This is a genomic window from Caldibacillus debilis DSM 16016, from assembly GCF_000383875.1.
GTDB lineage: Bacteria > Bacillota > Bacilli > Bacillales > Caldibacillaceae > Caldibacillus > Caldibacillus debilis.
In genome coordinates, this window is sequence record NZ_KB912918.1 from 40,613 (window position 1) to 60,309 (window position 19,697).

Genomic DNA, 19,697 nt, shown 5'->3' on the forward strand with positions numbered 1-19,697 from the left:
TTTATGGGAAGAAGATTGTTTACATCAGAGTCGGTCACGGAAGGGCATCCGGACAAAATTTGCGATCAGATCTCCGACGCGATCCTTGACGCCATCATCGCCGAAGATCCCGATGCCCGCGTGGCGGTGGAAACGTCTATTACGACCGGGCTTGTTTTCGTTGCCGGGGAAATTTCCACGTCATCCTATGTGGATATTCCGAAAATCGTTCGGGACACCGTCCGCGAAATCGGTTATACCCGGGCCAAGTTCGGATTTGATGCCGATACATGCGGAATCATCACATCGATTGACGAGCAATCCCCGGATATTGCGATGGGGGTTGACCGAGCCCTGGAAGCCAGGGAAGGGAAGATGACCGACGAGGAAATCGAAGCCATCGGCGCGGGGGATCAGGGATTGATGTTCGGATTTGCATGCAACGAAACGGAAGAGCTGATGCCCCTTCCCATTTCATTGGCCCACAGATTGTCCCGCAGGTTGAGCGTGGTGCGGAAAACGGGGATCCTGCCCTACCTGCGTCCCGATGGAAAAACCCAGGTTACCGTGGAATATGACGGAGAAGGAAAGCCGGTGCGGATCGATACGATCGTGATCTCCGCCCAGCACCATCCGGAAGTGAGCCAGGAGCAGATCAAGCGGGACTTGATGGAACACGTCGTCCGTGCCGTCGTCCCGGAACAAATGCTTGACGGGGAAACGAAATATTTCATCAATCCGACCGGAAGGTTTGTCATCGGCGGTCCGCAGGGAGATGCGGGGCTGACGGGAAGGAAGATCATCGTCGACACTTACGGCGGTTACGCCAGACACGGAGGCGGCGCCTTTTCCGGCAAAGATCCGACGAAGGTGGACCGTTCCGGGGCTTATGCGGCCCGTTACGTGGCGAAAAACATTGTCGCCAGCGGATTGGCGGACAAGTGCGAAGTCCAGTTGGCCTATGCCATCGGCGTCGCCCGGCCGGTGTCCATTTCCGTGGATACCTTCGGCACGGGGAAAGTCAGCGAGGAAGTGCTGGAGGAACTGGTGAGAAGGAATTTTGATTTGCGGCCTGCCGGCATTATCCGGATGCTTGATTTAAGAAGGCCGATTTACAAACAAACGGCGGCCTACGGCCATTTCGGCCGGACGGATCTGGATCTGCCCTGGGAAAGGGTCGACAAGGCGGAATTGTTGAGGGAACAGGCGTTCCGCCGGGCATAAGCGGAAAAAGAAAGGCGTTTGGACGTCTTCGGAAAAAAGGAATCCTATAAAGATTGACATCCGGCCAGGCACAGGCGGAAAGAGGGGCGTTTCTTTTCCGCCGGAAAATGCGGAATCACAAGAAGGGCATGGGCGGCCGGGGAAAAGCGGGGGTATGAATGGCCCCCTTTTTTCTTGGATCGCATGTGCAAAATTTTTCTCGGGATCGGATCCTTCAATCGGCAATAATCGGAACCTTCAACTGGCAAGTAAAAAGAGAAGGCGCCCTGTCATCCCGCAATTTTATTCGACAACCTTTTTTGATACAATAATGGGGTGATCATTCGCGCCGTTTCCCATCCGGATCATTGGTTTTCGGCGTTTCAGGATTTCCCCGTTACGGATTGCTCCTTTTCCACGTCTCATGGAAGTAAATAGGATTTTCGGCATCAGGAAAGGAAAAGAAGGTGAATGGAATGTGCGGATTTATCGGCTGTGTTCATGACCAACCGAAGGAGTTTTCCAACGAAGATCGGGATGCCTTCAAAGAGCGGAACCATCTTTTGACCCACCGCGGTCCCGATGACGAAGGGTATTATTTCGACGAACATGTCCAGTTCGGTTTTCGCCGGCTGAGCATCATCGATCTTGAATCGGGCAGGCAGCCCCTGTCCTATGCCAATGAACGGTATTGGATCATCTTTAACGGGGAAATTTATAACTATATCGAACTGCGGGAAGAATTGCAGGAAAAGGGAATGGAATTTGCCACCGAATCCGATACCGAAGTGATTTTGGCATTGTACGACCATTATAAAGAAAAATCGGTGGATAAATTGCGGGGGATGTTTGCCTTCCTCATCTGGGACAGGGAAGAAAAGCTCCTTTTCGGCGCCCGGGATCCTTTCGGCATCAAGCCGTTGTACTATTATGCGGATCCGGACAAAGGGTGCACCTTTTTTGCCTCGGAAAAGAAGGCGATCCTCCATGCCTTGGAAAATCCGGCGCTCAACGGAAGATCCCTCCAGCAATATTTGACGTTCCAATATGTTCCCGAACCGTATACCATGCATGAAAAGATCGAAAAATTGCTGCCGGGGACTTATTTCAAGAAACGGCCCGGAAAACCTTTGGAAATTTTTACATATTGGAAAGCGGAATTCCGCCCCGCCTTACAGCCGGAGGAAAAATGGGTCGAAGAAATCCGGGAAGCGATGTTCGATTCGGTGAAGGTCCATATGCGGAGCGACGTGCCGGTCGGCTCTTTCCTGTCCGGCGGAATCGATTCGACGATGATCGCGGCGATCGCGAAGGAATTCCATCCGAGGATCCAAACCTTCTCCGTCGGTTTTGAACGGGAGGGCTACAGCGAGATCGACGTGGCCAGAGAGTCGGCGGAAAAGATCGGGGTGGAAAATATCAGTTACGTGATCACGCCGGAAGAATACATGAAGGAATTCCCGAAAATCATGTATTATATGGACGATCCGCTTGCCGATCCCGCCTGCGTGCCCCTCTATTTCGTCGCCAGGGAGGCGCGGAAACATGTGACCGTCGTCCTTTCCGGCGAAGGTTCCGACGAGCTGTTCGGCGGCTACAATATATACCGCGAACCGCAAAGCTTGGCCGTCTTCCAGAAAATCCCCTCCCCGTTGAAAAAGGCGCTGTACTTTTTGTCCCTCCTTTTGCCGGACGGGGTGAAAGGGAAAAGCTTCATCCAGCGGGGAGTGACGCCGCTGGAGGAACGGTACGTCGGCAACGCGAACATCTTTTCCGAAAAGGAAAAAAGGAAGCTGCTGGTCCATTATGATTCGGGCATCGACTACAAAGACATTACGCGGCCGTTTTATGCGGAAGCGAAAGATTATGATCCCGTCGAAAAGATGCAGTATATCGACATCCACACGTGGCTTAGGGGGGACATCCTGCTGAAGGCGGACAAAATGACGATGGCCCATTCTTTGGAATTGCGGGTGCCTTTCCTGGACAAACGGGTGTTTGAAGTGGCTTCCCGCATTCCGGCCTCGATGAAAACGGCGGACGGAACGACGAAATATATCCTTCGGAAAGCGGCAGAAGGCATCGTTCCCGATCATGTGCTAAACCGGAAAAAATTGGGCTTCCCTGTGCCGATCCGCCACTGGCTCAAAGAAGAAATGTACGACTGGGCGGCGGGGATCATTAAGGAGAGCGGAACGGATGAATATCTAAATAAGCAGGCGGTCTTGGCCATGCTGGAAGACCACCGGAAAAATAAGGGGGACTACGGCCGGAAGCTTTGGACGATCCTCGCCTTCATGGTCTGGCACCAAGTATTTGTCGAGAAAAAATATTCCTTTGATCGGTCCGATGAAGCGGCAAAGGTTTATGTCTGAACGGGCCGCATCGGAAAAAAGCGCCTTGAATCCGGATTTCAAGGCGCTTTTTCAACGGTCTTCGGGACTGGCCACGAGGGAGTCCGGCCTTGGCGTCCGCGGCTGCGACGGACGCCGGGGCCTTCAGGGGAAGCGGTCTGGACGGATTGCGATTTCCTGCTGGCCGATAAAGGCGTCGACGACCACTTCAGAGGAAGCGGTCTGGACGGATTGCCCGGGTCACGTCGGACAAAACCGTCCCGGGGGCCTTCAGTGGAGACGGTCCCCGTAGGTGATCGCCTGCCGGCCCATTTGCTCCCAGGAAGCGATGAAATCATGCAGGGGGGCCTTTCTTTTTTTCCCGGTCAGCGGGTCGTTAAAATAGACGTACTGCGGATCGTAACCGGTGAGCAAAACGGAATGCTCTTTGTAGGTAATTTTGATTTTCCCTTTTTCCGTGTTCCATATCCGAAAATAAGAGTCGGGCAGTTTCCGGTATTCGGTGTTCGTGATCACCCAAACCGGTTTGCCGTGGGAAAGGTAAAGTTTCACCTTTTCGAAATTTTCGCCCGTCAAATCGATCGCTTGTCCGGGTTGAAGGTACCGGGCGGCCAATTCATAGACCGGCCGATGATACGCGCCCAATCCCGGCTTTTTCCAGGAACGGATGTCCCCGACGAAACCGTCGTTCGGGTGCCCGGAATATATTTGTCCGCCCTTCTTGTAGGTGAAGGGGACTTTTTTGATTTTTTCCGCCAGTTCCATTTTATCCACATCGGCCCCGGCGAAATTCAGGAGCATCGCCAGGCTGGTCACCTCGCAGCCCCGCTGGAGCTCCGGCAATTGGGAAATGACGGGGACATCGATGAAAACGTCGTCGGCGATCCGGAACAATTCGGAAACCGGAACGGGATCCTCTTCCCTGCCCTGGACTTCAGGGATTTTTTCGGGGAGGACGTTGACGGTTAAAACGAGGACGATGATGGTCAAAATAAAATAGAAAAGGCGGACGAACCGGTTTTTATGAATGATGGCGATGAAAGAAAACAGGAGAACGGTAATGGGCAGGATGATGATTTCCATGTTTTCACCTTTCATCTGTTGTGGATTCGAGTTCGTTTTGCAGGCGGCGGTAGTATTCGCCCTTTTCCCGGTAGCTTTTTACGATCCGTTCCATTTCTTTCCGGTCCCGATCGGCGACCGGACGGATCACTTTCGCCGGCCTTCCGAAAGCGAGGGTGCCGGGCGGGATCTTCTTCCCGGGAGGAACGAGGCTGCCGGCGCCGATGAAGGCCCCTTCGCCGATTTCCGCCCCGTCCATGATGAGGGACCCCATGCCGATCAGCGCCCCTTTGCGGATGACGCAGCTGTGGAGAATCACTTGATGTCCGACGGTCACTTCATCTTCGATGATTAAGGGCAGCCCCGGGCTCTGATGAAGCAGGCACAGGTCCTGGATGTTGCAATTTTTCCCGATTCTTGTCGGGGCCACGTCCCCGCGGATCACCGTTTGAAACCAGATGCTCGTATGGGGGCCGATTTCCACATCGCCGGTAATGGTGGCGTTGTCCGCAAGGAAGCAGGTTTCGTGGATTTTGGGCCAGATTTCCCGGTACGGATAAATGAGTACCATCTTTTGCTCCTCTCCTCGCGCTTTTATTTTCATTGTACAACAAAAATTTTGTGCTGCCGAAAAAGAAGGGACCGGAGGTGTTCCTGTGGCGAAAGTTGCGATTCCCGTTCGTTTCATCGCTCAAATTTATCGGAAAATTTTTCCGGAAGTCCGAACCCAGCTCCTCTACTGGGAAAAACGGGCGGAGGAAATCCCGAACCGGGAACTGCGCAAACAGGCATTGGCCAGCATGAGACAGAAGCGGTTCCACTGCCAGGGAGGTGCGGTCTTCGCGTTATTGGCCGGGGAAAATTACCGGGAAGCCGTCCGTTTTATTGTCGCCTATCAGACGATCAGCGACTATTTGGATAATTTGTGCGACCGGAGCAACTCCCAGGATCCGGGGGATTTCGCCGCCCTCCACGAGGCCCTTCGGCATTGTCTTTCGCTTCATGCCGAGATTCCGCCCGGCAGCGAGTATTACCGCTTCCGGAACGACAAGGAAGACGGCGGCTATTTGCGGGAGCTTGTCCAGACCTGCCGGGAGGTTTTAAGAAAAACAAAACATTACGGTTCCATGGAAGAGGAGCTGCTGCGGCTTTGTACGCTATATTGTGCCTTGCAGATCCATAAACATGCGCCCGTATCCGAACGGGTTCCCCGTCTCCGATCCTGGTTCCGGGAGCATAAAGAATGGGCTTCGGACATGGACTGGCACGAATTTTCCGCCTGCGCCGGATCCACTTTGGGAATTTTTTCCCTCGTTTCTTACGGCCTGACCGGAAAGATGACGCCGGAACTGGCGCGAAAAATCGCGGAGGGCTATTTTCCCTACATCCAGGGATTCCATATTTTGTTGGATTATTTGATCGATCAGGAAGAGGACCGGGCCGGCGGCGATTTGAACTTTTGTTTTTATTATGAAAGCGAAGAAATCATGCTGCGGCGGCTCTTCCATTTTTTTCGCATGGCGAAGCTGCAGGCCGGGCAACTGCCGGACGCCGCTTTTCATCTATGGATTGTAAAGGGCCTCCCCGGCTTGTATTTGTCCGACGGGAAAGTCAGCCGGAACGCCGGGTTGAAAAGGCTGGCAAAACCGTTGATCCGAGAAGGCGGTTGGACGGGGAAATTTTTTTATTGGCAAGCCAAGCTCTACCGCCTGATCTTGAACCGGAAGGGAAAGCCGTTCAGTTAATGGGTTTTTTCGGATTGCCGGTTCCCGCCTGCGCGGCCGTCCCCTTTTTCCGCCGGGCCGAAAAGAAGAGGTTGTCCCTTTCCTTTCGTTGATACATGGGGCGTTTTCCCCGCAGCGGTTATTTTCTTTGACGGGTGGCCCGCGGGAAAGGACGTTCTTGCGGACAGCTTTTCTTCCCAAGGATGGCCGGCTTTTCCCTTTCGGATGGGGTACCTATATCTATCCTTCGCCGACGGGCCTTCGTCCTTTTTCATCTGCCTTTGGGAGGCGGACGGCCGTGCGAGTTTCGCTTCCGATAAGGATTTCCGTCCCGGGGGCGGACGGCGGATTGGTTCCAACGGCAGGGAAACTTTTCCTTGAAAACTTTAAGGAATATCCATAAAATGGGTTTATCTGCATTTGATCAAAGGGAAAAGGAGAAAAAACATGCCGCGGAAATTTTGGCTGCTCATCCTCGGTGCCGTTGTCAATGCGACCGGTTCGGCTTTCCTATGGCCTTTGCACACCATCTATATCCACGACTATTTGGGAAAATCCCTGTCCGTTGCCGGCATGGTCATCATGCTGAATTCGGCCGCCAGCGTCGTCGGCAGTTTGGCGGGCGGCGCTTTATACGATAAGATCGGTGCCTTCCGGACGATCGTCCTGGGGATCGCCATCGACCTGCTGTCGTTGGCCGGCCTCACCATTTGGCACGGATGGCCCCAATATCCCTTCTTTTTACTATTTATCGGCTTAGGTTTCGGAATTGTTCATCCCGCGATGTACGCTTTCGCAGGCGAATTGTGGAAAGAAGGGGGAAGGAGGGCATACAACGCCCTTTACGTGGCCATCAATTTGGGGGTCGCCGTAGGATCCGCCTTGGGCGGGATGATCGCGTCCCTTTCCTTTGATTATATTTTTGTCGCCAATTTGCTCCTGTTCATCGTATTCTCCATGATGGTCGTCATCGGATTCCGCGATGCCGGCGGGCAAGGGAAGGCCGGCGGCGTCCGCCGGCAGGGCCCGGAGACCGGCGACGACCACAAATATTTTGCCGCCCTGCTCATCCTTTGTTTCGGGTACTTGCTTTGCTGCATCGCCTACTCCCAATGGACGACGACGATCGCTACCTATACCCAGGAGCTCCGTGTTTCCTTGAAACAATACAGCCTTTTGTGGACCATCAACGGCCTCCTCATCATCCTCGGCCAGCCCTTGTTGAACCTTTTCATCCGGGCCTTCATGCGGACGATTAAGAAACAAATGGTCGCAGGCCTGGTGATATTTATTGCGTCCTTTTACATCGCTTCCATCTCGGAACATTTTTACGGTTTTGCGGCGGCGATGGCGGTTTTGACCGTCGGGGAAATGCTCGTATGGCCGGCGATTCCGACCGTCGCCGATCAGCTGGCGCCGAAAGGAAAGGAAGGTTTTTATCAGGGGGTCGTCAACAGCACGAACACCGGGGGAAGGATGATCGGCCCGCTGTTGGGCGGATGGCTGGTGGACAGGTTCAACATGCAGGTGTTGTTTAACGTTCTCATGTTTTTGTTCGTGATCGCCATCGTCACCTCCCTCACTTATGATAAAGGGTTGAAAAAAGGGGCCGTGATCCGCGCCAAGGATGCGGCTTCCATGAAGGATTAAACAAGCGGAAGGTTACCCGCCTTCTTTTCAGTCGTGGCATACGCGGCTTTTTCTGAAAAAATGGAAAAGGGGCTGTCCCGCGGTCCTTGGGCTGACGGGCGCCCCTTCCCATTTTTTAGGTGCTTGCCGTTTGCGGCTTGCGTTTGGTTTGTCTACGGAAAACCTTTGGGACTGCCGTCGCTTCCGGCTTTTTGGAAGGATTTAAGAAAAGCGCCGCCCCGAAGGAGCCGCCGGTCTCAGCAGACGGCCGGGATGAAGAGGGCGGAAAGGTCAGCCGGGCGGACTGATCGTTCCATCTTTTTTTAACTTCCCGCCTATCCAGATGGAAAAGAAAAGCCAAGAAGCCCCGGCCAAATATCCGCCGGCGACATCGCTCGGATAATGAACCCCCAAATAAATCCGGCTGACGCCGATCAGAAGGATCATTGCGGCACTGGAAAAAAGAAGAAGACCGCGGCCGGCGGCGGACCGGATATGCCGCCAGAGCAAAAAGGCGAGCATTCCGTACAAACTGAGTGCTGCCATCGAGTGGCCGCTCGGAAAACTGAAGCCGCCGATGTCAATGATCCGGTGAAAGGCCGGCCGGGAACGGCGGAAGATCTGCTTTATAGTTTCGTTCAACAGCACCGATCCCGCAAGGGCCCCGGCAAAGAAAATCCCTTCCGCGTTCCGGCGGAAAATGACGGACAGCAGGATGAAGGCCATCGCGGAAATGCAGGCCAGGGGAACGGGATTCCCCAAATAGGTGAAAAATTTCATGATTTTAGTCAACAGCGGGGTTTCAAGCCCCTGGATGAAGTTGATCAGCCGCAGATCGAAGGAAACGGTCCACCCGAGGGCGACAAGGAGGGAAAACCCGCCGAAACCGAAGAGGCAAAGAAGGCAGGCCAACAAAGGACGGAAAAGGGAAATTTTTCGGCACATACCCAAAATCTCCTTATTCTCTCATTCTTTTTTTCCCGTTGATGCCGAAAATCCGGGAAAGGCATTTCCTCGTTAGGGGCTAACGCTTGCGGGGAGAAAATCGGGAAGGCTTTCCCGTTTGCGGTAACCCGAGGAAAAACCGCCCGGTCCGTCCGGTCCATTCCTGCGGCCATAAAGGCGCCGCCGGTCCGGTTACCGGTCCGGGGCGGGGGCCGTTTTTTCAATGGCAAGGCAGAAGGGCGGGTCATTTTTTTGGTTGATGAAACGGTACATCAGCACCCGGGCCCGGGTTTGGTCGATTTTCTGCACATAATCGAGCAGCGCTTCCTTTTCCGCCTTTCCCCCCGGATGGCCTTCGTAAACGACGATGGAGATCACCCCGCCGGGAGCCGTGATTTGGAGCAGGCCCTCAACCGCCTTCAGCGTCGTCTCCGGTTTTGTTATGATGGTATGATCCCCTTTCGGCAGATAGCCTAAATTGAAGATGGCCCCGGAAATCTTCCCGTGGTCTTTCTCCGGGATGCGGTGCAGCAGCTCTTCGTGGCCGCAATGGAAAAGGACGACGTTTTGACCGGCCCGTTCTTTTTCCAAACGCTCCTTTGTCCTTCGGATCGCGATTTCTTGGATGTCAAAGCCGTACACTTTCCCTGCCGGGCCGACGAGCTTGGCTAAAAACAACGTATCATGGCCGTTCCCCACGGTGGCATCGACGACGATGTCCCCGGGCTGAACCCGTTTTTCCAAAATCGAGTGGGAAAAGGCCAGAACCGGTTCCAAGATCATTTTTCGTCACCCGAATCTGTTGTGGATTTGGGAAACGGTCTACCGGAAAGTTCTCCCAATCTAACATTTTATCAGTTTTCGCCGGAAAAATCCTGCCGGTTAAAGGAAAGGGTTTTTCGCGACGGTCCTTTTGGGAGAGGCCGCCCCTTGAAAGGTTTTGCTCATGTTTCGGGATTCGAAAAAGGGAAGGTCCTCCGGTCCGCGGGTAAGCCCGTTCGGGCCGTTTTTTTCACGGTCTGGGTGATTCGTGGTATATTTCCGAAACATGTTGAACAATCCAAAACCGATGTTGGACACCCCGATCGATGATGGACATTTTTTGCCGGATGATGGCTAAATTTTTTGCGGTGATGAACATATTTTCTTCCAAGTTGAACAAATTTTTTCCCATGTTGGACAAAAATTTTAAAATGTTAAACAAAACTTTTCTTATGTTGGATACTGACATGCGATGTTGGACAATCCATTCCGAATGATGGACCATTCGATCCCGATATCGGACAAACGGGTTTTCCGGACGAAGGAGATGTCGGACCATTTTCCCGGAATATTGGACAAACCCGGCCGGATGTATGTTGGTCATTAGGAAAAAATTCCATGCCGGAAAATCCGATCGCAGGGACAAAAGGGATATTGGATATTCCAACCGGCGGCCATGGGCATTGTTTTTCCGCCGGGCCGTTTGTCCCTATCCCGGAACGGGCAGAATGAAAATGGGAGCGAAGGAAAGTTTTCCGGCGAAACGGCCGTATTTCGCGAAACGGACGGGGAAAACCGGCCGTGCGGCCGATTGCCGGCATAACCGCAGCGCAGGCCGGATCCGTACCGCCAATTGCCGACGAAGCATGGCGTTCCGCGCCAGCGGCGGATTTGGCCAGGACAGACGGCGTTAATGAAATACTTATGCAAAAAGATCGGAAGGCATTCCGATAATTGTTGAATTTTTATTTGGGAGCTGATCCTTCCATAAGCAAAAAGAATCAGGAGGCCCTACTGCCAATACCACTTCCCAGAAACGAGGCCCATTCTCATGGACAGCTTCTCATAAATTTACGGAATCCTGAAGGATCCCGCGAACGGATGGAAGCAAGAAAAAAACGCCTCTTGCTTTTTCGCATTTCCTTTTTTATAATATTTCATACAATATCCAAAGGCTGTGAAAAGGAGCAGTAGCAGGCGGATTCCCGTCACAGAGAGCCGGCGGTCGGTGCAAGCCGGACGGTTACGCTTGCGAACTCGCCTTGGAGCCGCAAATGCGAAGGGAAGTAGCATTTGCCGCATCCCTGCGTTACGGGCAATGAAGGGAACGCCGTCCCTGAATATTCAGGAGGCGTTAATTTGGGTGGTACCGCGGGAGATTCGCCTCCCGTCCCAAGGTTATTGGGACGGGAGGTTTTTGTTTTTCAGGATAAAGCAAAATCAGAGAAGGGGTGAAACCATTGAGTTACAATCACCGCGAGATCGAGAAAAAATGGCAGCGCTATTGGGAAGAAAATAAAACCTTTAAAGCCGAAGAGGACTATTCGAAGCCGAAGTTTTACGTCCTTGACATGTTTCCCTATCCTTCCGGGGCGGGCCTTCACGTAGGGCATCCGGAAGGTTATACGGCGACCGACATTTTGGCGAGAATGAAGCGGATGCAAGGGTATAACGTCCTCCATCCGATGGGCTGGGACGCCTTCGGGCTTCCGGCGGAACAATACGCCCTCGACACGGGAAACGATCCGGCGGAATTCACCAGGAAAAATATTGAAACCTTCAAAAGGCAGATCAAATCCCTTGGCTTTTCCTACGACTGGGACCGGGAAATCGACACGACCGACCCGAAATATTATAAATGGACCCAGTGGATCTTCACGAAGCTGTTTGAAAAGGGGCTCGCCTACATCGACGAGGTTCCCGTCAACTGGTGCCCCGCTTTGGGAACGGTGCTCGCCAACGAGGAGGTCATCGACGGGAAAAGCGAACGGGGCGGATACCCGGTCATCCGCAAGCCGATGAAACAATGGATGTTAAAAATCACCGAATACGCCGACCGGCTGTTGGAAGATTTGGAAGAGCTCGACTGGCCGGAAAGCATCAAAGAGATGCAGCGGAACTGGATCGGTCGTTCGGAAGGGGCGGAGATCACCTTTAAGATCGACGGCAGCGAACATACCTTCACCGTCTTTACGACGAGACCGGACACCCTTTTTGGCGCAACCTACGCGGTATTGGCCCCGGAACATCCCCTCGTGAAAAAGATTACGACGAAGGAACAAATGCCCAAAGTGGAAGCCTATCTGGAAGAAGTCCAGTCGAAGAGCGACCTGGAACGCACCGATCTGGCGAAGGAAAAAACCGGGGTGTTCACCGGCGCTTATGCGATCAACCCGGCAAACGGGGAAAAAATACCGGTTTGGATCGCCGATTATGTGTTGATGAGTTACGGTACCGGGGCGATCATGGCCGTCCCCGCCCACGACGAAAGGGACTATGAATTCGCGAAAAAATTCGGTTTGCCGATCAAAGAGGTGGTGGCCGGCGGAAACATCGAAAAGGAAGCGTACACCGGCGACGGCGAACATATCCATTCCGGTTTTCTCGACGGCCTGAACCGGGAAGAAGCGACGAAAAAGATGATCGAATGGCTGGAAGAAAACAAGATCGGCAAGCGGAAGGTTTCCTACCGGCTGAGGGACTGGGTTTTCAGCCGGCAGCGTTATTGGGGGGAACCGATCCCGGTCATCCATTGGGAGGATGGGACGATCACGACGGTGCCCGAAGACGAACTGCCTTTGGAACTTCCGGTCATGAAAGAAATTAAGCCTTCCGGAACCGGCGAATCTCCCCTGGCCAACGCGAAGGAATGGCTGGAAGTGACGGATCCGAAGACGGGCAAGAAGGGGCGCCGGGAAACGAACACGATGCCCCAATGGGCGGGAAGCAGCTGGTATTTCCTGCGCTATATCGATCCCCACAACGACGAAAAGCTGGCGGACCCGGAAAAATTGAAGTACTGGCTCCCGGTGGACATCTATATCGGCGGAGCGGAACATGCGGTCCTTCACTTGCTTTACGCCCGCTTCTGGCATAAATTTTTATACGACATCGGCGTCGTCCCGACGAAGGAACCGTTCAAGAAACTGTTCAACCAAGGGATGATCTTGGGCGAAAACAACGAAAAAATGAGCAAGTCGAAGGGCAATGTCGTCAATCCCGATGAAATCGTGGAAAAATACGGGGCGGACACGTTGAGGCTGTATGAAATGTTCATGGGACCGCTTGAGGCTTCCGTCGCTTGGTCGACAAAGGGGATCGAAGGGGCGCGGCGCTTTTTGGACCGGGTATGGCGGCTCTTCGTCAACGAGGACGGCACGTTGAATGAAAAAATTTCGGATAAGGCCGATTTAAAGCCGATGGAAAAAATCTATCACCAGACGGTGAAAAAGGTGACCGAAGACTATGAGGGAATCCGGTTCAATACCGCTATTTCCCAGCTGATGGTGTTCATCAACGAGGCCTACAAGCAGGATGAACTTCCGAAGCAATATATGGAAGGCTTCGTCAAACTGCTCTCCCCCGTCTGCCCCCACATCGCCGAAGAATTGTGGGAAAAACTCGGGCATCAGGGGACGATCGCCTACGAATCCTGGCCCGCTTACGACGAGTCCAAAACCGTTGAAGAGGAAACGGAAATCGTCATCCAGATCAACGGAAAAGTCCGGGCGAAAAAGACGGTGCCCCGGGGCATTGACAAAGGGGAGCTGGAAAAACTCGCCCGCGAAGATGAACGGATCCGGCAGCTCCTCGAAGGAAAGACGGTGCGGAAAGTCATCGTCGTTCCGGATAAATTGGTCAACATCGTCGTCGGATAACCGGATGCCGTCCGGAGGCTGCCGATCCGGAGGCTGTCCGCGAAGGGCTCATGAACGGATTTTCAAACCGTGCTTCGTTCCCCTATGCCATCCGGAGACTGTCTGCAAAAGGTCCTTTTGCCGGCCTTTTGCGGCAGTCTCTTTCCTTTTTTCGGGGGCAGAATGCCATCTTGCCCGGGCGGATTGCGAAGGAGTTGAAGGGGTGATTGCCACCGCCGCACAATGGAGGGCGAGAAATAGTAAAAATGTTTTGAATAAACTTATAAAACGAAAAAATACCGCCGATACTGGAAATAGATCTTTCCATGGAAAGGCGGTGTTTCTTTGGTTCAAGTCAAACTTTTCGACTATGAACATGAAAAGGATTTGGAATGGGCGGTTAACCGGTTTTTAAAGAACATTGACGAAAACGACTTGATCGATATCAAATACCATATCGCCGCGATGAAGGAAGATGAGGACGAGCAGATCTACTGTTTTTCCGCCATGATCATTTACCGGGATTGAGTATGCCCGCACCCGGCGTCTTTAGGGAAGGGGATTCCCGGAACCATGCCGCGGAAGGCGGCCCGCCGCAGGCTCCCCCTGTCTCCCGCGGTTCAGCCGGAAGATGGACGGGCAGGGGTCGCTCCCCGGATCGTCATTTTTTCACAAGATTCGGCATGGCCGGCTCTCCGGATCGTCTTTTCCGCAAGGTTCCCGAGGCCCGATCCCGGGACCGCCTTTTTCGCAAGATTCCCAGGTTCCGCCCCGGGTCGGCCCTTTTCACAAGTACTCGCCCTTATTCCTTCGCATAGGTCCCGGCGCTCATCCCGGCGAGCCTGCCCGTGACGAGGGCGGCGGTAATGTTGAACCCGCCGGTATAGCCGTGGATGTCAAGAATCTCCCCGCAAAAATAAAGGCCTTGCATCTTCTTGGAAGCCATCGTTTTCGGATCGATTTCTTTCACGGACACGCCGCCTCCCGTTACGAAGGCCTTTTCCAGCGGCTGGGTCCCGCTTGCAAAAAAGCGGAAGTTTTTCAGGATGCGGCTGAATTCCCGGCATTTTTCCTTTGAAAGGGAATGGAAAGGGGTTTCGGGAAGGATTCCGCATCGTTCCAGCAGAAAGGCGGCATATCGTTCGGGGACCCATTCCTTCGCCAAATTTTTGACCGCCTTTTTCGGTTGTTCCCTCCCTTTTTCCTGGAGGTCAAGGAAGATTTCTTCTTCGGTCCGTTCGGGCAGGGCGTCCAAGTTCATTTCAATCCGGGAAAGCTTCCATTTTTTCATCCCTTTCACGACGAACTGGCTGCATCTTAACGCTGCCGGACCCGAGACCCCGAAATGGGTGAAAATGAGGTCCATCCGGTGGGTGATGACCGGTTTCCCCTTCGGGTCGAGCACGGACAAGGCCGCGTTCCTTAAAGAAAGACCTTGGAGCTTCCGCTCCTTGATAAAAGGTTCGTCGGAAACGATGGGCACCTCCGTCGGAAAAAGTTCCGTAATGGTGTGGCCGGCCTTTTCGGCCCACGGATAGCCGTCGCCGGTGGAACCGGTATGGGGGACCGATTTTCCCCCGACCGCGACCACGACCGCCTTCGGCCGGATTTCCCCGCCGTCCTGCAAAAGGACCTTCGCGACCCGGCCCTTTTCATATTCGATATCGATCACTTTCGTCCTCGTTTGGATAACCACTTTCAATTCCTTTAACCGGCGGATGAGGGCGTTGACGACGGATTTGGCGTCGTCGTTCGCGGGGAACATGCGCCCGTTGTCCTCCTCTTTGAGCTTGACGCCGAGTTTTTCAAAAAAGCGGATGATGTCTTCGTTGTTGAAAATGGAAAAGGCGCTGTATAAAAATTTTCCGTTGCCGGGGATATTTTTTACGATTTCATCGACGGGGAGCCGGTTGGTGACATTGCAGCGTCCGCCCCCGGATATGGCCAATTTCCGGCCGAGTTTATCCCCCTTGTCGACGAGGAGCACCTCCGCCCCCGTTTCGGCGGCGGCGATCGCGGCCATTAAACCGGCGGGTCCCCCGCCGATGACGAGCACTTCCGTTTTCCGTATCATGGTTCTCTCCTTTCTTTTCCGAAGCGGATTGAATGGGCGAGGATAAATCTTCCGAATGATTGCCGCAAATCCAAGAAATTCCAAAACGAAAGGTTTTGGCCAATAACCGTTTAGTGGAAAACATCGACCGGGAAAATGAGGGAAAACAGGCGGCTGATGGTTTTAGCCAAAAACCGTTAATGGAAAAACGCTCCGGCCCCGCAGCCGGCCGGTCCGTCAATCCCATTTTGTCCAAAACCGCTGCTGATGAAAATGTATGTACAGAACATTCCCAAGAAATTTTTGATCGCGGAAATCCCGGAAAAAAAGCGGCTTCTGGCGCTCGGACCGGACGTTTCGGAAACGAAGGGAACGTTTGTCAAAAGCGGATGATCGGTGTAAACTACATGTAGCCGTAATTATTTTAAAAAAAATGGAAAAAGAAATCGAGCGGATTCGCGGGATGCAAAAAGAAGGGGTTTTATGTCGAAACTTTTGCGAGGCACCTTTATTTTAACCCTGGGAAACTACATATCGAAAATTTTGGGCGTTTTATATGTGATCCCCTTTGCCGCCCTCGTCGGCAGCCATGGGACGGTTTTGTACAATTACAGCTACGTTCCTTACTCGATCTTCATCAGCATCAGCACGGCGGGGATTCCGCTCGCCGTCTCCAAATTCATCGCCAAATACAATACGCTGGAGGAATACACCGTCGGCTACCGGCTGTTCAAATCCGGGCTGTTGGTGATGACCCTGTCCGGGCTGGCTGCCTTCTTGACCCTGTATTTTTCCGCGCCTCTTTTGGCGGACATCATTCATGCGAGCGACGACCAGATCACGACGAAAGGGGAAGTCGTGGTCGTCATCCGCTCCGTCAGTTTCGCCCTGATCATCGTTCCCGTCATGAGCCTGCTCCGCGGTTTTTTCCAGGGGCATGAATCGATGGGGCCGACGGCCGTGTCCCAGGTGGTGGAACAGATCGTCCGCGTCGTCTTCTTGCTGGCGGGCGCTTTTATTGTATTGCACCTCATGGACGGGACCGTCGTCCAGGCCATTCAGGTGGCGACCTTTGCCGCATTCGTCGGGGGCGTCGGCGGTTTCCTCGTCCTGATCTGGTATTGGATCAAGCGGCAGCCCTATTTGCAAAGCCTTTTCCGAAAGGACCGGGGGACGAAAAAGATTTCCTACAGAACGATTTACAAGGAAATCCTCAGCTATTCCATCCCCTTTGTCATCGTCGGGATCGCCAACCCTTTGTTCCAATTGGCCGATATCTTCACTTTCAACCGGGCCATGGCGGCCGTCGGATTGGCCCGCCAATCCGACGTGCAATTGAACTACGTCAATTTTTACGCCCATAAATTGGTGACCATTCCCGTCTCTTTGGCGACGGCCTTTTCTTTAACCCTGATCCCCCTTGTAACGGGCGCCTTTGTCCGCGGGGACAGGAGATCGTTAAATCATCAGTTGAACCAAACCTTTCAAGTCCTTCTCTTTTTGACTTTGCCCGCCATATTCGGCCTGATCGTCCTGGCGGAACCGATCTATACCATATTTTACGGGCATGATCCGGCCGGTTCGGAAATATTGGCCTTTTATTCGCCGGTTTCCCTGCTGTTCGCCCTCTTTTCCGTAACGGCGGCGATTTTGCAGGGAATCGAGAAACAGAAATACGCCATACTAAGCTTGCTGATCGGTTTGCTGATAAAATTGCTTTTGAATGTTCCGTTGATCGAATGGCTGGCGGCGAAAGGGGCCATCCTCGCCACGGCTGCGGGGTATTCGGCCGCGGTGCTGCTCAATTTGGCCGTCATCGGGTTTTTTGCCGATTATCGCTATCATTTGGTCTTCCGCCGGGGCCTGCTGATGGTCATTCTGAATTTCGCCATGTATTTTTGCGTCTATTTGGCCCTTCGCCTGCTGTCTTTCGTTTTCGATCCGGCAAGCCGGCTGCAGGCCTTTCTGCTCGTGATCCTTTGCGGGCTGATCGGGGCGGCCGTCTACTTTTATCTGAGCAAAAAATCCAGGCTCCTTCATCTTCTGTTCCGCGAACAGATGTTGAAAATGAAAAAGCGCCTTTCCACGGAATGAAAGGGCGCTTTCAGCCGGACCCGTTTAATAGGAAATGCCCAGCCGCCGCTCGATGCGGCTTAACCGCTGTTCGAGCCGCCGAACTTCCCTTTCCAGCTGATTGACCTGTCGCTCCAGCCTTTCGATTTGCCGTCCCAGGTTTCCGCCTGGAAACGGAAAGGAGCCACCGGGGAAAAACGGAATCTGAGTTCCCTGGGGCGGTACGTACTGGCGGTAATCGTACACGGCATACCCTCCTTATGATCGGTGATGCTTTAGTTTATGCGGGATGTTCGGGGAGGGTCACCGTCGGGCTTTGCTTCTGGAAATTCCGCGGCACCCGCATCGTGTTTCATCCTTTCGTCCGTCACCATCGGGCTTTTGCGGCGGGAAATGCCGGAGAGGGGGAAGGAACTTTGCCCGTCCGGTAAAAGATTGGCTTTGAAAAGGCGGCCGGGGCCCTTTTTCGGCTTGGCGGCCCGGGAACCCTTGTCCGAAAGGCGTTTTGAACCGGTCGGAAGTCTCGGCGGCACATAACTTGGAATTTCCGACAATAAGGGTTTCCTTTAAGGGGTCGGAAGGCGTGCATGCCGCTTTCCCTTCGAAGCCGGGCCGGAGGGATTTTCCCGATGCGGCGGGGACTCCGGGGAAAAGGGCCTGATCCCGGCCTTTTTCCGGGAGAGGGCGGGATCTCCCTTGGGGAATGGAGCTCCGCAAAACAGGGACAGGAATCGCGCCGTATTCGGTGCGGAACTGTCGGGCTCCGCTTTCGTCCTTCCGTTGATTTCACCACTGAATTGCACCATATTCTTATTCTGTACGACACCCCCGTTTGGGAAAAGGAGGGCATGTTGATGAGGCTTGATAAACTCCTGGCGAACATCGGCTACGGGAGCAGGAAAGAAGTGAAAAAATTATTAAAGGAAGGCTTCGTCCAAGTGAACGGCGAAACGGTCACCGACGGAAAAACGCATGTGGACCCGGAGAAGGACGAAATCTACTTCGGAGAGGAAAAAATCATCTACAGACCTTTCATTTATTTAATGATGAATAAGCCGAAAGGGGTTTTGTCGGCGACGGAAGATCCCGGCGGCGAAACGGTGATCGATCTGTTGGAAGAGGCGGAGGCCGCCTACCGGCCGCATCCCGTCGGAAGGCTGGACAAAGATACCGTCGGCCTGCTGCTTTTGACGAACGACGGGAAGCTGACCCACCAATTGTTGTCCCCGAAAAAACGCACGCCGAAAACCTACTATGCCATTGTCGAAGGAACAGTGACGGAGGATTTGGTTCCCAAGTTCAAACGCGGGATCCGCCTCGATGACGGATATCAAACGATGCCTGCCGAATTGAAGATCCTTCGTTCCGGGGAAGATTTCTCGGAAGTGGAACTCACCATTTTCGAGGGAAAATTTCATCAAGTGAAGCGGATGTTTCTTGCCGTAAACCACAGGGTCCGTTATTTGAAAAGGCTCGCCGTCGGCCCGATCGTCCTGGACGAACGGCTGCGGGAAGGGGAATACCGGCATCTTACCGAAGAGGAGATGGGGCTTTTAAAAGAATATGTCCAAAAGCAAAAAAAAATCGCGGACAGCGATTGATTTTCCGATTGCGGTTCAATTAAGAAGAGATTTTCACTTTTTTGTTTGTCGTCGTCCATTTTCCTCTGCTTGGACTTTTCACCAAGTTGTTGTAAGCCAATACATTCAAGTCCCTCTGAACGGTTCGTGGAGTGATGCCAAATTCGTCGACCAGCTCTTGCGTCGTCACGGTACCCTTTTCCTGGATGAACAGGTAGATCGACTTAATGCGCGTCAACATCCGGTCCGTTGAATTTTTCAAAAAACCACTCCCTGAAATTTTCTTAGAAGGAGACGAATTCGTTCGAGTCTTCGATGTATCCGGCTTTTTCCGTTTCACCCGGGCGGGGGTGAAAAGGATTGTATATATTATAATCAATCTGATTGAATATTTCCAGTGTAAAAAATTTCCCGATTCCTCGAATTTTGCCCGTAGCGGCCGTAAAATCGAAAAAAATTCAAGGGGAATCCGCTCC

16 protein-coding genes and 1 other annotated feature are annotated in these 19,697 nt (G+C 53.2%); of the genes, 9 read left to right on the forward strand and 7 right to left on the reverse strand.

Annotation, left to right across the window (positions count from 1 at the left end; all coding sequences use genetic code 11):
- The first annotated feature begins 3 nt into the window (after positions 1-3).
- Positions 4-1,203, forward strand: coding sequence for a methionine adenosyltransferase (gene metK / locus A3EQ_RS0119840; protein ID WP_020156891.1), 1,200 nt, complete (start codon positions 4-6; stop codon positions 1,201-1,203).
- 455 nt (positions 1,204-1,658) lie between these two features.
- The gene (gene asnB, locus A3EQ_RS0119850) at positions 1,659-3,557 is read left to right on the forward strand and encodes an asparagine synthase (glutamine-hydrolyzing) (protein WP_020156893.1); all 1,899 of its coding nucleotides are present in this window, start codon (positions 1,659-1,661) and stop codon (positions 3,555-3,557) included.
- Between the two features lie 249 nt (positions 3,558-3,806).
- Here the strand turns inward: asnB and A3EQ_RS0119860 are convergent, their stop codons facing one another.
- Positions 3,807-4,619: a C39 family peptidase gene (locus A3EQ_RS0119860; protein ID WP_020156895.1), complete on the reverse strand. Its 813-nt coding sequence runs from the start codon at positions 4,617-4,619 to the stop codon at positions 3,807-3,809.
- A 4-nt stretch (positions 4,620-4,623) separates the two neighbouring features.
- On the reverse strand, positions 4,624-5,169 hold the full coding sequence (locus A3EQ_RS0119865; protein WP_020156896.1) for a gamma carbonic anhydrase: 546 nt from the start codon (positions 5,167-5,169) through the stop codon (positions 4,624-4,626).
- Between the two features lie 85 nt (positions 5,170-5,254).
- Between A3EQ_RS0119865 and A3EQ_RS0119870 the strand changes: the two genes are divergently transcribed.
- Together A3EQ_RS0119870 and A3EQ_RS0119880 are read left to right on the forward strand one after the other, a co-directional pair.
- The gene (locus A3EQ_RS0119870; protein ID WP_020156897.1) at positions 5,255-6,343 is read left to right on the forward strand and encodes a tetraprenyl-beta-curcumene synthase family protein; all 1,089 of its coding nucleotides are present in this window, start codon (positions 5,255-5,257) and stop codon (positions 6,341-6,343) included.
- Between the two features lie 426 nt (positions 6,344-6,769).
- Positions 6,770-7,972, forward strand: coding sequence for an MDR family MFS transporter (locus tag A3EQ_RS0119880; RefSeq protein WP_040369764.1), 1,203 nt, complete (start codon positions 6,770-6,772; stop codon positions 7,970-7,972).
- A 270-nt stretch (positions 7,973-8,242) separates the two neighbouring features.
- On the opposite strand, the gene A3EQ_RS0119890 is transcribed toward A3EQ_RS0119880, so the two are convergent.
- Both A3EQ_RS0119890 and A3EQ_RS0119895 read right to left on the reverse strand, forming a co-directional pair.
- Positions 8,243-8,896, reverse strand: a complete 654-nt coding sequence (locus A3EQ_RS0119890) for a phosphatase PAP2 family protein (protein WP_020156901.1) — start codon at positions 8,894-8,896, stop codon at positions 8,243-8,245.
- 192 nt (positions 8,897-9,088) lie between these two features.
- Positions 9,089-9,679, reverse strand: coding sequence for a class I SAM-dependent methyltransferase (locus A3EQ_RS0119895; RefSeq protein ID WP_020156902.1), 591 nt, complete (start codon positions 9,677-9,679; stop codon positions 9,089-9,091).
- Between the two features lie 1,147 nt (positions 9,680-10,826).
- Positions 10,827-11,056 (forward strand) — a binding site (T-box leader).
- A 62-nt stretch (positions 11,057-11,118) separates the two neighbouring features.
- Between A3EQ_RS0119895 and leuS the strand changes: the two genes are divergently transcribed.
- The gene (gene leuS, locus A3EQ_RS0119925) at positions 11,119-13,536 is read left to right on the forward strand and encodes a leucine--tRNA ligase (protein WP_020156908.1); all 2,418 of its coding nucleotides are present in this window, start codon (positions 11,119-11,121) and stop codon (positions 13,534-13,536) included.
- 324 nt (positions 13,537-13,860) lie between these two features.
- Positions 13,861-14,043, forward strand: coding sequence for a sporulation protein Cse60 (locus tag A3EQ_RS0119935; RefSeq protein WP_020156910.1), 183 nt, complete (start codon positions 13,861-13,863; stop codon positions 14,041-14,043).
- Positions 14,044-14,317: 274 nt separating this feature from the next.
- Here A3EQ_RS0119935 and A3EQ_RS0119945 read toward each other — a convergent pair whose 3' ends face one another.
- Positions 14,318-15,589, reverse strand: a complete 1,272-nt coding sequence (locus tag A3EQ_RS0119945) for a BaiN/RdsA family NAD(P)/FAD-dependent oxidoreductase (protein WP_020156912.1) — start codon at positions 15,587-15,589, stop codon at positions 14,318-14,320.
- A gap of 113 nt (positions 15,590-15,702) precedes the next feature.
- Between A3EQ_RS0119945 and A3EQ_RS22685 the strand changes: the two genes are divergently transcribed.
- Together A3EQ_RS22685 and A3EQ_RS0119955 are read left to right on the forward strand one after the other, a co-directional pair.
- A complete protein-coding gene (locus A3EQ_RS22685; RefSeq protein ID WP_154652938.1) occupies positions 15,703-15,981 on the forward strand; it encodes a hypothetical protein in 279 nt (92 codons plus the stop codon).
- 70 nt (positions 15,982-16,051) lie between these two features.
- Complete coding sequence (locus A3EQ_RS0119955) at positions 16,052-17,662, forward strand: putative polysaccharide biosynthesis protein (RefSeq protein ID WP_020156914.1); 1,611 nt, start codon at positions 16,052-16,054, stop codon at positions 17,660-17,662.
- Between the two features lie 24 nt (positions 17,663-17,686).
- On the opposite strand, the gene A3EQ_RS0119960 is transcribed toward A3EQ_RS0119955, so the two are convergent.
- Entirely contained in the window at positions 17,687-17,887 is a 201-nt protein-coding gene (locus A3EQ_RS0119960) for a hypothetical protein (protein ID WP_020156915.1), read from the reverse strand.
- Positions 17,888-18,495: 608 nt separating this feature from the next.
- Here A3EQ_RS0119960 and A3EQ_RS0119970 point away from each other — a divergent pair.
- The gene (locus tag A3EQ_RS0119970) at positions 18,496-19,242 is read left to right on the forward strand and encodes a pseudouridine synthase (RefSeq protein ID WP_183041684.1); all 747 of its coding nucleotides are present in this window, start codon (positions 18,496-18,498) and stop codon (positions 19,240-19,242) included.
- 19 nt (positions 19,243-19,261) lie between these two features.
- On the opposite strand, the gene A3EQ_RS0119975 is transcribed toward A3EQ_RS0119970, so the two are convergent.
- Positions 19,262-19,483, reverse strand: coding sequence for a DeoR family transcriptional regulator (locus tag A3EQ_RS0119975; RefSeq protein ID WP_020156918.1), 222 nt, complete (start codon positions 19,481-19,483; stop codon positions 19,262-19,264).
- Positions 19,484-19,697: the final 214 nt, after the last annotated feature.

What these genes read in the sequence shown, in the direction of transcription:
- metK (WP_020156891.1), top strand. Translation starts at nt 4, where the DNA reads ATGGGAAGAAGATTGTTTACATCAGAGTCGGTCACGGAAGGGCATCCG.
- asnB (WP_020156893.1), top strand. Translation starts at nt 1,659, where the DNA reads ATGTGCGGATTTATCGGCTGTGTTCATGACCAACCGAAGGAGTTTTCC.
- A3EQ_RS0119860 (WP_020156895.1), bottom strand. Translation starts at nt 4,619, where the DNA reads ATGGAAATCATCATCCTGCCCATTACCGTTCTCCTGTTTTCTTTCATC.
- A3EQ_RS0119865 (WP_020156896.1), bottom strand. Translation starts at nt 5,169, where the DNA reads ATGGTACTCATTTATCCGTACCGGGAAATCTGGCCCAAAATCCACGAA.
- A3EQ_RS0119880 (WP_040369764.1), top strand. Translation starts at nt 6,770, where the DNA reads ATGCCGCGGAAATTTTGGCTGCTCATCCTCGGTGCCGTTGTCAATGCG.
- A3EQ_RS0119890 (WP_020156901.1), bottom strand. Translation starts at nt 8,896, where the DNA reads ATGTGCCGAAAAATTTCCCTTTTCCGTCCTTTGTTGGCCTGCCTTCTT.
- A3EQ_RS0119895 (WP_020156902.1), bottom strand. Translation starts at nt 9,679, where the DNA reads ATGATCTTGGAACCGGTTCTGGCCTTTTCCCACTCGATTTTGGAAAAA.
- A3EQ_RS0119945 (WP_020156912.1), bottom strand. Translation starts at nt 15,589, where the DNA reads ATGATACGGAAAACGGAAGTGCTCGTCATCGGCGGGGGACCCGCCGGT.
- A3EQ_RS0119955 (WP_020156914.1), top strand. Translation starts at nt 16,052, where the DNA reads ATGTCGAAACTTTTGCGAGGCACCTTTATTTTAACCCTGGGAAACTAC.
- A3EQ_RS0119970 (WP_183041684.1), top strand. Translation starts at nt 18,496, where the DNA reads ATGAGGCTTGATAAACTCCTGGCGAACATCGGCTACGGGAGCAGGAAA.